The 14608-nt window shown below is 50.5% G+C and carries 13 protein-coding genes, 1 tRNA gene, 1 pseudogene and 1 riboswitch; of the genes and pseudogenes, 12 read left to right on the top strand and 3 right to left on the bottom strand.

Features of this window, described 5'->3' with window-relative positions; all coding sequences use genetic code 11:
- Nucleotides 1-104 precede the first annotated feature (104 nt).
- The 5 genes from ACUIAH_RS00685 (at nucleotide 105) to ACUIAH_RS00665 (ending at nucleotide 4134) form a co-directional block, all read left to right on the top strand.
- Nucleotides 105-1103: a YwiC-like family protein gene (locus ACUIAH_RS00685; protein ID WP_445341052.1), complete on the top strand. Its 999-nt coding sequence runs from the start codon at nucleotides 105-107 to the stop codon at nucleotides 1101-1103.
- The gene (locus ACUIAH_RS00680; RefSeq protein WP_445341051.1) at nucleotides 1100-1666 is read left to right on the top strand and encodes a DNA-deoxyinosine glycosylase; all 567 of its coding nucleotides are present in this window, start codon (nucleotides 1100-1102) and stop codon (nucleotides 1664-1666) included. Before ACUIAH_RS00685 ends, ACUIAH_RS00680 begins: the two co-directional genes overlap by 4 nt.
- On the top strand, nucleotides 1656-2114 hold the full coding sequence (locus ACUIAH_RS00675; RefSeq protein ID WP_198203441.1) for an ASCH domain-containing protein: 459 nt from the start codon (nucleotides 1656-1658) through the stop codon (nucleotides 2112-2114). Before ACUIAH_RS00680 ends, ACUIAH_RS00675 begins: the two co-directional genes overlap by 11 nt.
- 121 nt (nucleotides 2115-2235) lie before the next feature.
- Nucleotides 2236-2308, top strand: a tRNA-His gene (locus ACUIAH_RS00670).
- Nucleotides 2309-2946: 638 nt separating this feature from the next.
- On the top strand, nucleotides 2947-4134 hold the full coding sequence (locus ACUIAH_RS00665) for a hypothetical protein (RefSeq protein ID WP_445341050.1): 1188 nt from the start codon (nucleotides 2947-2949) through the stop codon (nucleotides 4132-4134).
- A 1-nt stretch (nucleotide 4135) separates the two neighbouring features.
- Here ACUIAH_RS00665 and ACUIAH_RS00660 read toward each other — a convergent pair whose 3' ends face one another.
- Nucleotides 4136-6595 carry a DNA cytosine methyltransferase gene (locus tag ACUIAH_RS00660; RefSeq protein ID WP_445341049.1) on the bottom strand — a complete coding sequence of 820 codons (2460 nt, stop codon included), beginning with the start codon at nucleotides 6593-6595 and terminating at the stop codon, nucleotides 4136-4138.
- A 240-nt stretch (nucleotides 6596-6835) separates the two neighbouring features.
- On the opposite strand from ACUIAH_RS00660, the gene ACUIAH_RS00655 reads away from it, so the two are divergent.
- A complete protein-coding gene (locus ACUIAH_RS00655; protein WP_445341048.1) occupies nucleotides 6836-7744 on the top strand; it encodes a LysR family transcriptional regulator in 909 nt (302 codons plus the stop codon).
- 115 nt (nucleotides 7745-7859) lie between these two features.
- On the opposite strand, the gene ACUIAH_RS00650 is transcribed toward ACUIAH_RS00655, so the two are convergent.
- Complete coding sequence (locus ACUIAH_RS00650; protein ID WP_306221091.1) at nucleotides 7860-8228, bottom strand: VOC family protein; 369 nt, start codon at nucleotides 8226-8228, stop codon at nucleotides 7860-7862.
- 319 nt (nucleotides 8229-8547) lie between these two features.
- Between ACUIAH_RS00650 and ACUIAH_RS00645 the strand changes: the two are divergent.
- Nucleotides 8548-8873, top strand: a pseudogene (locus tag ACUIAH_RS00645) (carboxymuconolactone decarboxylase family protein).
- A 13-nt stretch (nucleotides 8874-8886) separates the two neighbouring features.
- Nucleotides 8887-9441: an NAD(P)H-dependent oxidoreductase gene (locus ACUIAH_RS00640; RefSeq protein ID WP_445341047.1), complete on the top strand. Its 555-nt coding sequence runs from the start codon at nucleotides 8887-8889 to the stop codon at nucleotides 9439-9441.
- Between the two features lie 121 nt (nucleotides 9442-9562).
- Here the strand turns inward: ACUIAH_RS00640 and ACUIAH_RS00635 are convergent, their stop codons facing one another.
- Nucleotides 9563-10414 (bottom strand): aldo/keto reductase, encoded by an 852-nt coding sequence (locus tag ACUIAH_RS00635; RefSeq protein ID WP_445341046.1) that lies wholly within the window; start codon nucleotides 10412-10414, stop codon nucleotides 9563-9565.
- A 146-nt stretch (nucleotides 10415-10560) separates the two neighbouring features.
- Nucleotides 10561-10618: riboswitch (guanidine-III (ykkC-III) riboswitch) on the top strand.
- Nucleotides 10619-10657: 39 nt separating this feature from the next.
- Between ACUIAH_RS00635 and ACUIAH_RS00630 the strand changes: the two genes are divergently transcribed.
- From ACUIAH_RS00630 to ACUIAH_RS00615, 4 genes are all read left to right on the top strand, one after another.
- A complete protein-coding gene (locus ACUIAH_RS00630) occupies nucleotides 10658-11296 on the top strand; it encodes an ACT domain-containing protein (RefSeq protein WP_232340461.1) in 639 nt (212 codons plus the stop codon).
- 299 nt (nucleotides 11297-11595) lie between these two features.
- On the top strand, nucleotides 11596-12468 hold the full coding sequence (locus tag ACUIAH_RS00625; RefSeq protein ID WP_445341045.1) for a hypothetical protein: 873 nt from the start codon (nucleotides 11596-11598) through the stop codon (nucleotides 12466-12468).
- Nucleotides 12469-13024: 556 nt separating this feature from the next.
- Nucleotides 13025-14215: an NAD(P) transhydrogenase subunit alpha gene (locus ACUIAH_RS00620; RefSeq protein WP_445341044.1), complete on the top strand. Its 1191-nt coding sequence runs from the start codon at nucleotides 13025-13027 to the stop codon at nucleotides 14213-14215.
- The gene (locus tag ACUIAH_RS00615) at nucleotides 14212-14580 is read left to right on the top strand and encodes an NAD(P) transhydrogenase subunit alpha (RefSeq protein ID WP_445341043.1); all 369 of its coding nucleotides are present in this window, start codon (nucleotides 14212-14214) and stop codon (nucleotides 14578-14580) included. Before ACUIAH_RS00620 ends, ACUIAH_RS00615 begins: the two co-directional genes overlap by 4 nt.
- Nucleotides 14581-14608 lie beyond the last annotated feature (28 nt).

The raw sequence follows: 14608 nt of genomic DNA, 5'->3' as shown, positions 1-14608 counted from the left end.
TCCTGAAACCAGGGATCCGAGTGATTCATGTCTCCTTGAACCATGATATTGACGGAATCGGCATTACGGAAGAGGCAGCGACTGCCATACCGGGGCGTAGGCTGATGAGTATGCTTACAGACGCAGACAAGGGCAAGGCGGCCGGATCAAACGGCAGCAAACCAAGCCCTCAAGCCCGCAATTCAGCAAAATCGACCGGACCAGGATCCAAGGGACGGCAGTGGCGGCGCCTATGGATACCCGACCAGATAGGCGGCTGGGCCATGGCCTTGATGCCGGGCTTGGCTGGGCTGCTGGTCGGAGGCCCGACCTGGAGGAGCCTGCTTCTCATGGTCGCCTGGGCTTTCTGCTACTGCTTTGAGTTCACTGGCTCGAGATGGATGGTCTCGCATCGGGCTGCCAGATTCGCGCCGCCAGCTCTGGGATATGCTCTGCTCACGGCCGTGACCGGTCTGATCCTGTTGATCGGCACCCCCGGGCTCCTGCGATGGGCCCCGCTCTACCTGGTGCTGGGCGTGCTGAACTTCGCTGCCGCCTGGATGCGCATGGAACGCTCCTGGTGGAACGATGCCGTGGCCGTGATTGCGGCCTGCACGCTCTGTCTGATCGCCGTCTCCCTTGGGTCGCGATTCCAGCAGTCGGGACCAGGAATGGAAGGCGCGAACACCGGTTACTTCGGGTGCCAGCCGAATCCCGCTGTGGACTGCTTCGCCAGCGGATTCCTGCCAAGCGCCGCCCTGCCATCGATCGGAGTGGTCAGTGCAGCTGTATTCGCTGTGACCCAGTTCGGTTCGGTCATCTTCGTCAAAACCATGATCCGCGAGCGCGGCAAGACCTGGTGCTACCTGCTTTCGCTGGCTTGGAACCTGGCACTCTGCCTGATCGGGGTCGCCATGGTGCACACCGCAGGATGGTGGCCTCTGTTGACCGCCCTGGTTCTGCTGGTTCGCGCGGCCCTGCTGCCCGCAATCTCCCGTCGGCGCCGCATCCCCATTCTGTATGTGGGACTGGTCGAATGCGCCACCAGCCTGCTGGTCTTCATTCTGGTGATTGCGCAGGCCGACGTGATGGCCACAGCTCTGACAAGCCTTCTCGGCGTATGACTGCAGGTTCGTCCTCACACGTCACTCACGAGTTCGGGCCTGTCTGGAATGACCGGTCCCGTGTGCTGATCCTGGGATCCATTCCCAGCCCGAGCTCGCGTGAGGCTGGCTTCTACTACATGTTTCCGCGCAACCGCTTCTGGCCCGTGCTGGCCGCGCTCTTCGACCAGCCTGTTCCGGAGCCTGATCCGTCTGTCCGCGCACGGTTCGCTCTCAATCACCGCATAGCACTATGGGATGTCATCCAAGAATGCGACATCCACGGCGCCTCCGATGCTTCTATCACCAATGTTGTTCCTACCGACATCGCCGGCTTGCTGGACCGTGCGCCTATCGACACCATATTCACTACAGGACGCAAAGCCGGTCAGCTCTACCATCGCTACTGCCTGCCGAACCTGCAGGAGAAGAGGTACCGACCGATGATCAACCTGCCATCCACCAGCCCCGCCAATGCTGCTATGAGTCTTACCGATCTGATCAAGGCCTACCAACCCATAAGAAAAGCGCTCGAAGACATAGAGCCTAACAGACAAGACAATCACAACGACCATGGCAAATAGGCAAATACCAACGGTCAAAGCCCAAGATGTTGCGAATCTTCCCAAGGGTGAATTCGCCTTCCCTGGTCCAGAACGTGATTGCCTGGTGGAAGTAATCCTGGATGGGCGCAAAACTGCTACGACCAGCCTGATGGCAAAGTTCATCCATGATCACGAGCAGCTCCTCGCCTCCGGCCGACGAACGGTTCTGTTGAACTCAGATGACCAGCATCTTGCCGTCCTTCGATATGCCTCAGTCGGCGTGAACCGACTCGGCCTGGTCATATTGCAGCATGTTCTGAATGAAGGAGAAGACTACAAAAGCTTTCCTGAGTGGCGCTTGGCGCATGAGTCTTTCTGGACCTCGGAGAATATGCGACAGGCACTGGATGATCGTGACTTCAACGTCGATGATCAGACCCCGGTGGTGCTGGAGACTTTTCATGTAGAGGCCATGGTCGTGAACTGAAGGCCTAAAGACAAAACGTGGCTTTTATCGCATGAGTCACACATCACCGGCGTGCCATGTCATGCCATCGTGTATAGTTTCATCTGTTGCATTGATCCGCATCGCGGGTTGGTTCATCATGGTGGCTATAGCTCAGTCGGTAGAGCACCTGATTGTGGTTCAGGAGGTCGCGCGTTCGAGCCGCGTTAGCCACCCCCGCTAGATGTTTGTATTATCTTCAGCTTTAGATATGCCTTGTTCCAATAGGAATTCGAGCTGCTTTTTACCCAGACCAATCAAATGTCTTTAATTGCTATAACGATCTCCGGCCTCATACTAATTCTCCACAATTTTGCTTCCATGAGCTGCTTTTGATCTCGCCGAAACTGGAATGCTAAATTGCTGCTTTTTCCACGTTGCTAGCTTTGGATTTGCTAAATATATAGCGGTATCCATGATGTTCCTTAATCAGATTCTTATTTCTCTGACACGACCATACAGTGCCAAGATATGACGTTCGGAAATCAAGACCTTTGCCGCTCGAGAGACGATGATAGTTATGAACAGCTGATGAATTAGATGCTGGGGATTGTCCATTATTTCTGAATCTGAAGATGCGTTTTAAATAATAGTCACGAAATAAGTCGAACACGGTCTTTCGATAGAACCATTGGTTAGCGGTTATCAGTTATTTGTACAAGTGATTTGATTAATCCTGCCCGTGTCAAGAGAAAAAGTCTTTCCTGATTTTTACTTTTAAATGGTAAATAATTCCGAATTACAATTCAATTCGAAAATCAGATATGTGTAAACTGAATATGAGCTAAAATAGTATCTGTAAAAAGGAAATCAAATGATGAAACACAAAGCGGCGTATACAATGTCATTTACTTCTTCTAATGCTGGTGGGGTTCGGTGGTTTGATCAAAAGGTAACATATGATAATTTGGCCCAAATAGCAGACGCCGCACACTACACTGCACCTACTCATACTGTTTTCTCTCGGTTCGATATACAAAAGTGCCTCTCGCTGAACAGTGCTCTTACCAGGCAGTATGGCAAACCGCCTTTGAGTGACAAAAAAGCAAACGATGAGTATGACAAATTCATTGCCCAGAACCTAAATGTCCTAGCTTACTCAGGCGTTTTGAGTTCTTCACTGCAAGATAGGAAAAGAATATACTCGGTACAAAATTCTGGAGTGCTTCAACGCATAGCCGGTGATGAAAACCAATGTAGAGTTTTTCTAATTCAATACATCGAGTGGGTGCTAAAAAAATTTAATTGGTGGCAATATATCACGACATATGCAGACAGTCAGCATAAACAAGAAGACATGGATAACTTGAAAAAACAATTCACGAACCTCTTAATAAATACCATGTCATTAGGCAGCAAAGGTAGCGCACATCCCGAAGTTGAGGCAGGACGAATTTTTCCAAAGGTAATTAATCTAACAGCTTATGCATTACTGATTCCAGGAATCAAGAGAGGTCGTGTAATGGATTGTCCACCAACAAACATAGACCTCATCTATAACAAACCAAATTGGAGAGATATTGCTTCGAAGAAACCCAAACAAATGACTCGCCAAGAGTATATTCAACAATCAAAGAGCGGCGCAGAATATGAATTGCACAGGCATCTCAAAGACGCTGTAATGCTTAAAGTCAAGACATACCAGAGACAAATTTCGGAAATTCCTGATTCTTCCTTGGGGAAAGCTACGCATATCCACCACATTTTCCCAGTCCATTCTTACCCTACTTTAGCTGAAATACCCGAAAATATGATTGCACTCACACCTGGCCAGCATCTTGGGCAAGCTCATCCTGATGGAAATACACATAAGATTGATTTATCCTTTCAGCGTGTTTGCTTATCACAAAAACTGGAAACCATCAAAAAGAGTGTTCTCGAAAGAGATGAAATGTACACTTATAGTGGTTTCGTAAAGGTCCTTGAAGTTGGTTGGGGTCTACAAGATCTTAAGCCGACGTATAAGTCTCTGCGAGACGCAATAATCAATCATGTGGACTAAATTAGTGTATTTTTTCCGGGTTTTTGGGCACTCCCCACCAATAAACTAAACAAGAGTCTATATTGATAGATCTCGTAGAATAATTACAAGCTATCCTATAAAAAGATTGGAATTGCTTGCTGTCTGCGAATGATAAGAAAGTTCGAGAAGACTCGGGGTTCAAATCTCCATACAGGACCGCACAACTCCCATCAGGGACTGCACTTTTGCCACTTTCGAATTCTATAACCCGAGGGTTATACGACAGATTAGGAGCCAAGAATTTGCTGTTTCCAGGTAATCTTGCTATAGATGACGAAACACTGTCTGCAGTAGATTTCGAAACTTTGTAGTCTCTTGAATCGTGCTCTAAGTGACCGTTCATTCCGATGTTTCTCCCGCGTAGTACTCTTATCCCGCTAGATACAGCAAGTCGTCGGCTAATCTTCCTATCTCTCCATGCTCTAAATACACCTAACTTTAATAACTGAACAGTTTTGTCAAATTGGCTATTCCGATAAATGATCCATGTTGGGAATCGGCAATCTAGATAATATTCAGATGGCCCTGCCGCCATACACTCTTGCGGCCATGATTTAATTTTTAAGAGATTTTTCCCTTTTCTATAATCGCTTACCACTTCTATGACTAAACCTATTGTTTCGATTTTAGCATCATGAAATGTGAATTCACCGAAATCTAATATATGTCGTACATCAGTCATAGATGCAATTGTGTTACGTATATCTTGGTAATAGGCTGCGTGTAAAAATGCTTTGGGTAATACGAAAGCTACTCTCTTGGCTAACGAGACCGCTTTCCTTAAGAACCTAACAGACAGCTCCGAGTCTTTTCCCCAAGCACTGTTCTTATCCAACTTCCTGCGCCCAAAAGGAGGATTCCCAATTATTAAATCGAAATCATGAATCATCTCGCTGCAATCTTTGAGAAAATCTTTTCGACATATCGTCAAATTAATAAAGTTATTTGAGGTTTGGAATCGTTTTTTCACTTGCTTTATGACTTCTGCATCGATATCTAAGCAATCCAAATCTATCGGGTAAAACTCAGCAAACTGATTCAGTATCTGAATAAACACGCCGCTTCCGCAAGAAGGCTCCAGAATCTTAATCGCTTTATTTCGATTCTCCTTATATTCTGCTAACGATCGCTTAACGACTGAAAAGGCGATCAAGGGTTCTGTATAATAAGCAGACAAACTTTTTTTGCGCAATTCTGAAACTTCGACGTAAGCACATTTTTGTGCTTCACTTGCCCAGTTAGAAACACGTGCGCGTCTAGGTCGTTGTGACGAAAACCTGAGAAATGGTGTAAGAGCTTTACTGATGTGGCGTGCTATCGATTGCGTCACAGGCACTGGTATGGCTTCACCGAGACACTGTCTAATATTTAATGCGTGATTTTTTAATTCGCTCATACAAGCGCATGAACCTGCATCCGTCTGCGAATCGAACCAATGATAATCATCACGAACGCCCATCATTCTCATTAATTCTCGGATACTGAAAACCCGATCATCTTCTGGGTGAATCGTATTCTGGCTTGCCAGGATATCATTCCGCGTATGCACGCACGGAGCCACAGCATCCCAAGGAACACGTCTATACTTGTCACCATTTTTCTGCACATTCTGAATAACCTTGCCATCAACTACTCTATGTGGCCTCTTAAGTGGGTCCTTATTTTCAAAAGCAGAATGTCCTTCTTTTAAATCATGAATCCATGACCGCATCTCTTTGTTATACGGTCTGAAAGAATGCAGCACATCCCCCTCTGAGCTTTGCCCCATTTCCGTCAGTCGGGGAAGATCTCCGATTAGATCACGCAGCGTAGGCGCACTTTTCTTACTCGGGAACAAATCCAAAGGAGTTACCCATGTGATATCGTTGCGCACTCCAATGGTAAGAGATCGGGTACGGCTTGACGGAGAACCATAGTTGCTCAGCTGCAACACATGCGAATAAAATTCATAAGTAGCACCCAAGTCTGATTCGATTTCATCCTTAATCGGACGATTAATTCCATCTTGGCCAGTACAAATAGTCTTCATAAACGCCGGAACATTTTCAAATATGAAAACTAGAGGCTTAACCTTTTGAATAAGTTCTATCGACCGTACCACAAGCGAATTTCTTTTCAGCTCATCGCCCTTTTTATGGTTCGCAACAGACATCCCCTGACATGGAGGAGTAGCAATTACAGCGGTAATAGGCTGCTGTTTCTCTTCCATATAGTTCTCTGCGAGAGATAACACAGTTTCGAATGGACCTGGTAACAGTAAATCGCCACATATCAATCTATTGTCATCTGCAATGTGATTGATTCTTTGTATTTCGATTCGTTTAGATAACAATTCAGCTGAAGCTATGCAGAAGAAATGCTCATCATGAAAGCCAATGTCGCCAATACCTCCCGAGCTGAATAGGCTAATATATGAGTTTTCCGCTTTAACTGAATTCATAGGTCAACAATACAGCATAAGAAGGAAATTTACATCAGCGTTTTGCTTTTTGTCCTTCATCTCTTTATTCACTCACATTATGTGAAATTATGCCTTTCCACGGCATCTTGGAGCAGGAGTTTACATGAATTAGAGTCGCCGTCGTTCGAGGAAACCACTTAGGTTATTTAAACAAAGTGGTTTTATACTACGCTTATCATCATATCAAATTGCATAGTTGAATACAGAATATATTTACGGGTGCTGAGGTATTTCCTGGCCATCGTTGAAGAGGGGAGCATCACTGGAGCAGCCGAGTACCTGAACATATCCCAGCCATCCCTGTCCAGGCAGATAAAAGATCTGGAAAAGCACCTAGGACACAAGCTCTTTGACCGCGGAAGCCGCACAATTACGCTGACTCCAGCAGGGGAACTGCTGCGTGACCGGGCACGCGAGATCGTGCTCATGGCTGACCGTGCTGAAGCTGAGCTCACAAGCATGGGCAAGCCAATCAACGGCAATGTCTACATCGGCGCGGGTGAAACAGAAGCCGTGCGCTTCCTGGCCAGGGCCGCAGAGTGCATGCTGCAGCACTATCCTCAGGTAAAGTTCCACATTCTCAGCGGCAATGGTCAGGCCGTAACAGATCAATTAGAATCAGGACTTCTGGATTTTGGCCTGCTTTTTGAGCCCTCGGACAACACCAAATACTCCTATATCGGCTTGCCTACAGCCGACAGATGGGGATTGCTCATACGCAAGGACTCCACGTTGGCCAGCCATGATGGCATCCGCCAGGAAGATCTTGAGCAGATACCCCTCCTGCTCTCACGGCAGGTCAGGTTCGACAGAGAATTCAGCGGATGGAGTTCCTTCTCAGAGCACGAACTGCATGTTGTAGGAACCTACAATCTGCTCTTCAACGCGTCACTATTCGTCAGCGAAAAATGTGGTTACGCGCTCTGCCTGGACCGCATCATCAATCTGACCGAGGGCTCAAATCTGGTCTTCAAACCTCTGGTGCCTGAACTTAGAACAAGAGTGAACCTGGTTTGGAAGAGCAATAGGCATTTTTCATCAGCGGCGAGTCAGTATCTGGAAATATTGCGAAGACAGATTGGAACAGAAAACGCCTGCAAATCTACAGAAGCCAGGAAAACGCTATGATGCGACTCGAGATGTAAGCAGAACCACGAAATCCAGCCTGCACTAATTGAACTACCGGCTCATAGCGTTAAGCCGGGAGGGTGCATGTACTGACGTATCCCGTTCATATTCCATATCAGTCCTGGTCATATCTGGAAAGCTCGATCAGGTTCCTATCGGGATCCCTGACGTACACCGAGGTGATGGCCCCTTGCGCGCCAGTCCGATTGACCGGACCCATATAGTCGATATGATGCTCATGAAGCGCGGCAACCACATCATCCAGCGAATCCTCCACGAGCAAACATAAATCAGCCGAGCCGGGCGTAGGCTTGTCCGCCTTGGGGTCAATCTCGTGGCCGGCCTCGTGAATGTTGATCTTCTGCTGGCCGAATTTCAGCGCCAAACGCCCATCGCCGAACGTCTGTACCTGCATGCCCAGCACATCATGGTAAAACGCGCAGGTCGCATCGACATCCTGCACTGTGATGACCAGATGATCCAAACCAGTGATTCTCATGAGCTCAACTCCCATCGCCTAGTAACCCAAAAGACAGCCTAAGCGGGCGCATTCGAAAAACTGGCATTGGGACCAGCAGAGAAAGCGACCCATAGTCACAACAGACAAGACTCCTGCCAGAGTCAAGAAGAAACCAATCGGATGAAAGCTCGGCAACGCACCCATGCAAAAAACGAATACCAACATATAAGCAAATGGCATTATACATACCGTTTCGAGGGCCATAAACTATTGCCGTTCACATCCAAGACGGCAGCGAACCTGTGTCTTGGGAGATCATACAGTCAGCGAGGAAGGGAACGTCATGGCCACAAAACAAACAGCAGGAAGAGAGCAGTTGGGCGAATTCGCGCCTCAGTTCGCCGCTCTGAATGACGATGTTCTATTCGGTGAAGTCTGGGCTGATGAACAAGCACTGTCCGCGCACGACAGAAGCATGATCACCATAGCCGCATTGATTACCATGGGCAGCACAGAACAGCTCGACGCTCATCTGAACATGGGAAAAAGAACGGCATCACCAAGGACGAGATAGCAGCGGAAATTACCCATCTGGTCTTCTACGCAGGCTGGCCGAAGGCCTGGTCGGCTTTCAACCGCGCCAAGCAAATCTGGCAAAATGATGACTGAAGGAGAATAAGGCATGAAGCAAAACGCCAAGACTGCAGTCCTGGTCTTCCACCCCCATATGGAAGCCTCACGGATCAACGCCCGCCTGATGCAGGAAGCCACGGGGCATGAGGATGAGGGCATCCTGGTCCGGGATGAATATGCTGCCTTGCGCTCAAATCAGATCGACATCCCTAGTGAGCAAGCATTCGTCAAAGGCTGTGACCGTCTGGTATGGCAGTTTCCCATGTATTGGTACAGCTGCCCTCCGCTGCTCAAGGAGTGGGAAGACCTGGTGCTTACCTACGGATGGGCCTACGGTACCCACGGCGATGCCCTGAAAGGCAAGGAACTCATGCTCGCCGTCTCGGTCGGCTCTGCCGGAGAGAACTATCACCATGAGGGCGAATTCGGCTATACGGTGGACGAGCTCCTGGCTCCGTTCAAAGCTACCAGCAATCTCATTGGAACCGTCTATCGGAAGCCCTTTATTCTGACCGGCGTTAGCTCAGGTATGAGCGATCAGAGCCTGGAAAAGGCGGCCAAAGATTACTTGAGCTGTCTGCAAGGCGACTGGCCGGCACAATAAGCCAGTCGAGGCGCAGGCGCATGAAGAGCCTCAGCAAGAATCCCTAATATCAAGACGAGGGCATCCACACAGGAATCTTAAAGTGCGGGCGCCCTCATTTTATCAGCTCAGCGGACCTCAGTCACTGTGTATAAGATAACCCATGCAGACGTGTGGTCTCCTCAGGCGTATCCACATTAAGAAATAGGCGACCTCCTGTATCCATGGCTCTGATGTCATGCATATCGTCATCATCAAGACTGAAATCTGCAATATTGTGGTTCTCGCGAATCCGTTCCTCATGCGCGGATTTCGGGATGGCGCATATCCCCTGCTGGGTCAGCCAGCGCAATACTATCTGGGCCGATGTCTTGCCGTAGCGCTGGCCGATAAGCATGAGGACAGGATTGTCGAAAATTCCCCGACGACCTTTAGCCAGAGGCGCCCAGGCCATGGGTGCAACCCCCTGCTCGTCCATGACCTTTCGAAGTGCGATCTGCTGAGTGAAGGGATGCAGCTCAATCTGATTGACCATAGGCGCGATTCTGCTGGAAAGGATCAAATCAATTAGCCGGTCAGGCAGGAAATTGCAGACTCCGATGGCACGAACGCGGCCTTGGCCATACAGGTCTTCCATAGCTCTCCACGACCCCTGATAATCGCCATAAGGCATATGGATAAGGTACAGATCCAGGTAGTCCGTCTGCAGGTTGATCAGCGTCTTTTCAAAGGACTGCATCGTCCCCTCGTAACCACTTTGCTGAATCCAGACCTTTGAGGAAAGGCTCACTTCCTCTCGAGGAATAGCAGATTCCCTCAGCGCATCTCCCACTGCTCTCTCGTTGCCATAGAAGGCAGCTGTATCGATAAGGCGGTAGTCCCAATCGAGGGCCGATGCCACACCACGTCTGCATTCATCCAGATCACCTATCTGGTAGACTCCAAATCCCAATATGGGAAGCTCGAAGCCATTGCTCAGCTGCAGTTTTTCCATGCGCTATCGTCTCCTTGGTGATGCCCTCCTGCAATCTAACAAAGCATAGGAAGACAGTATTGCCTATCACTTTTGGCTATATATTCATCCTCTGCTTATGGGGATGCACACCGGACTTTCGACCCCTGCCAGTAATGCTACAGTATCTTTCGGAAGCATTCCTTCCCCGGACGAGACGCGCCGTACCCGGATCGACGACGCTCAACAGGTCACTCGTGGAAGGATGTGGTTGGTTTGTTCCTAATGACTCAGCTTATTGGATTTCTGCTGCTCCTCATGGCCTTTGCTTCGATGATGCTGCTAGGCCTGCCCAGCGGCAGCCGGGTCAACCTTGTTTTGAACCTTATCGGCGCATGTTTGCTGGCCGTCGATGCTCTGGCTAACCGGAGGTGGGCCTTTTTTGCCCTTGAATGCGTATGGGCCCTAGTTGCGCTATACGCCATCATCAGATCATATTTAAAAAGCGATTCATTCACGACCAAGAATTGCAGCTCAGCGACAAGGCAAGGGCAGGGTATCTGCATCCAACCCATAGAAGCGGAACTGACTGTCTGCAAAGTTGCTGATTATACAGAGATTGATCTGAACTCACCTTTTGTCTTTACAGGACGAACCGACCAAGAAGCTTCATTAGTCTGTCCAACCGAGATTGTTCCCAGCCGGACCCTGGAACGCAGCGACGGCTGGCGGGCCTTCCGCATCCAAGGCATTCTCGACTTTTCACTCATCGGCATCCTGGCGCCCATCGCCACCATTCTGGCAAACAAGGGCATAGGCATTTTCGCCGTCTCGACCTACAACACGGACTATGTCCTTACCAAGGCCGAGGACTTCCCTGCCGCCCTGGATGCCCTCGACAAGTCAGGATATACAATCATCTGATTGACCCACAACAACATTAATCATGACCGCCGATGCTGCCCATGCATAAACAAACACCCTTCGTCGTTGAATATGTTGCAACGAATCCTGCGCTTGTGCCGGCCCTGCCTCTCGTCTAACTCTATGTGCTTCACCTGCACTTGGTCAATATCGAAATGATGCCGACCTAGTGCCAGTCAATGCCGCTTTTACGAGAAAATGACACATAAACTGGCATCAACAGAGGTTGCTTCCTGAAAATAGGCAGGCTGCCAGATGACCTGCCACAAGTGACGGGAAGTACAAGCCTGGAGGATCAGATGAGCAACAATCGAAACGAACGTGCGAATAAGAACCAAGGCAGGCATGAGGGCAACTCCTCGCGGAGCGACGACACACGTGAAGATTCCCAACAAACAACCATGAACGACAAGAACCACATGCCAAAACCAGTGGAAACTGCGAACGCCAGAAAAGAAAATCAAGCAGCAAATGCATCCAAGCCGAAGCCCGCACCAGAACAAACAGGCGAGAAGGAAGGCAGGGACTCATCCAGCAAGGACACTGATCATGCCAGACCTGAAGCACGAAATAAACAGGAACAAGCCGGCCACGTAGACAGAGAGCATGATGGCCCCTCTCATGACGACAAGCCGAGTCAACCCAATAAGTCTGCCGCAAAGGATGCGCCCGTACCTGTCGACAAGCCATCTCAACCAACTAGGGAAAGTAGACCAGCAAAACCGCCCAAGGCCAAAAACCATGACTCCTTCTATCTGGGCCTGGCCTCAGCAGTCCTAGTCGCAGCTCTAGGCCTCAGCCTGAGCACCATGCCGATCTTCTTCTCCCTGCCTCTTGCCGCAGTCTTATTCGGAATCGGTATCTGGCTCCTCTCCTATGCCAGCTTCAAGTCTCCCGGCAAGCCGGAGGGAGAGGGAACGGAGACGGACAGGCATACCAGGACGGTAGTCGTGGCGACGGTCCTTCTGGTGCTGCAGACCTTCATCATGGATGTCTTCATCTTCACCCGAATGGGAACAGTCGGCAAACACCAGAACGCCATCGTCATTGCCTGGATCATCGCCAGCATGATCGAGACCCTGGCTGCCTTCGCCCTTATCTACCATCACAATCCCCTGCAGTCCAAGCCCAAGGATTCCGCGGCAAACGACAAGCATGAGGGAAGGGAATAAGGCGCCACAGCGCACATCAATCAGAGATGACACACAAGTCCAGAAAGGCGGACTGGCCGTCAATGTGAGACCGCCTCAGCAGACGAACAAATCAGCTCACCAAATCGTTCTGTCGCCAAGGTCTTGTGCTCATTGATGTTTTGCATCTTATGGTGCCGCGTATCATTCTTGAAGACGCGCGGCACCCTAGCATGATCAACCCACATGCCGTAGCTGGTCATAGCTGGAAACTGTCGGATGGACAGGGCTGCGATGCCATGTGCTATGCCGACCGGCTCCCAAAAAATTCGGTAACAAAACCGTGAGCCCATTTTTCGGACGTTACAACTCTTCAGACATTGTATAGGTTGCGCGGGTGCAACTATGTGGGCACAGCTTCATGCTCCATCTATTTCTCGTCCACATTCGGAAAATACCTTGAGCTCGGTCCCTTCTCGACTGATACTTATAAAGCGCAAGCACATACAGGCTGCACTAACCTCCCAACAGCAAGGTACAGCAACTAGAATCATTGGTGCAATTGCTCACACACAGTTGTGTTTGAAAAAGGAAAGACATGAGTGGACCAGAACAATCTCCAGTAACCTTCGGGGTCCTCAAAGAGACAAACGAGGAAGAGTCTCGTGTGGCCCTAACGCCAGACATCGTGACCCGACTGACCAGACAAGGCATTGCTTGCCTATTGGAGTCCGGGGCCGGAGCTCGAGCCGGCTTCCGGGATGAGAACTACCAGCGGACGGGAGCCACAGTCACCGACAGGGATACCGTCCTATCCAAATCAGAAGTCCTGGGTTTCGTCAACAGACCGGATAGCTCCTTGCTGAAGAGGATTCCAGCCGGAACATGGATCATCGGCATGCTGGGGTCCTTGAGCGACAGGGACTACATCAAATCCCTGGAAGCGGCCGGGCTTACAGGAATCGCCATGGAGCGGCTCCCCCGACAGCTCAGCTCGGCCCAGTCCATGGATGAGATGACCTCGCAGAACTCGGTCATGGGATACAAGGCGGCTCTGGTGGCTGCCGATGCCTATGGATCCTTCTTCCCCATGATGACCACTGCGGCGGGGACCATCCGACCAGCCAAGGTTCTGGTCCTGGGCGCGGGGATTGCAGGCCTGCAGGCCATCGGGACCGCAAAACGTCTGGGAGCCGTGGTCACTGCCTATGATGTCAGGCCCGCTTCCAGGCAGGAGGTGGAATCCTTGGGAGCCAAGTTCCTCGACTTGGGGCTGGACTTCTCCAAGGGACAGGGCCAGGGCGGCTATGCACGGCAGCTGACCGACCAGGAACAGGCCCAGCAGCAGGCTGCGGTGGATGCCAAAGCGGCAGGCTTCGATGTGGTCATCACCACGGCCAAGGTTCCAGGCGGAAAGCCTCCTCGCCTCCTGAGCGCCAAGGGTGTGGCCAATCTGCACCCCGGAGCAGTGATCGTGGACTGCGCTGCCAGTGACCTGGGCGGCAACGTCGAGGGATCACAGGTGGGAACCAGGACCACCGACAAGGGGGTCATCATGATCGGGGCACCATACCTGGCCAGCGGCGTAGCCACGACGGCATCCAACCTGCTGTCCAGAAATGTGGCGGACGTGCTGGTGCATTTCCTTCGTGATGGCGCGCTCAGCATCAAAGCGGACGACGAGATTGATCAGGCACTGGTGGCAACAGGAGCAGCCGAATCCGGCACGGGCGAAAGCGCGGATGCTCCAGGTGACGAAAAGGCCGAAGAGAAAGGTCAAGAGCAATGAATTCTGTGGTCATAGCAATTACGCTTTTCATTCTGGCCCTGCTGATCGGCGTGGAGGTGATCGGCAAGGTTCCGGCCACGCTTCACACACCGCTCATGTCAGGCGCCAACTCCATTCATGGCATTGTGATCGTCGGAGTGGTCATCATCGCGGCAGAGGCCCATTCCCCGCTTTCCTATGTACTCATATTCCTGGCTGCCGTCCTCGGCGCCATGAATGTGGTAGGCGGCTACGTGGTGACCGACAGGATGCTGGAGATGTTCAAGTCCTCCAAACCCGACAAGGGAAAGGATAAAGCCTGCCAGGACGAACAGGCGTCGGCCGCCACGACCGAGACCGCTGAGAACGAGGGAGCCGACAAGTGAATACCCTCGATATCATCACCTGGTTCGT

The sequence above is a fragment of the Bifidobacterium sp. ESL0820 genome (assembly GCF_052606235.1).
Note: the sequence above shows the minus strand (reverse complement) of the source record. Positions and strands in the feature narration are given on the sequence as shown.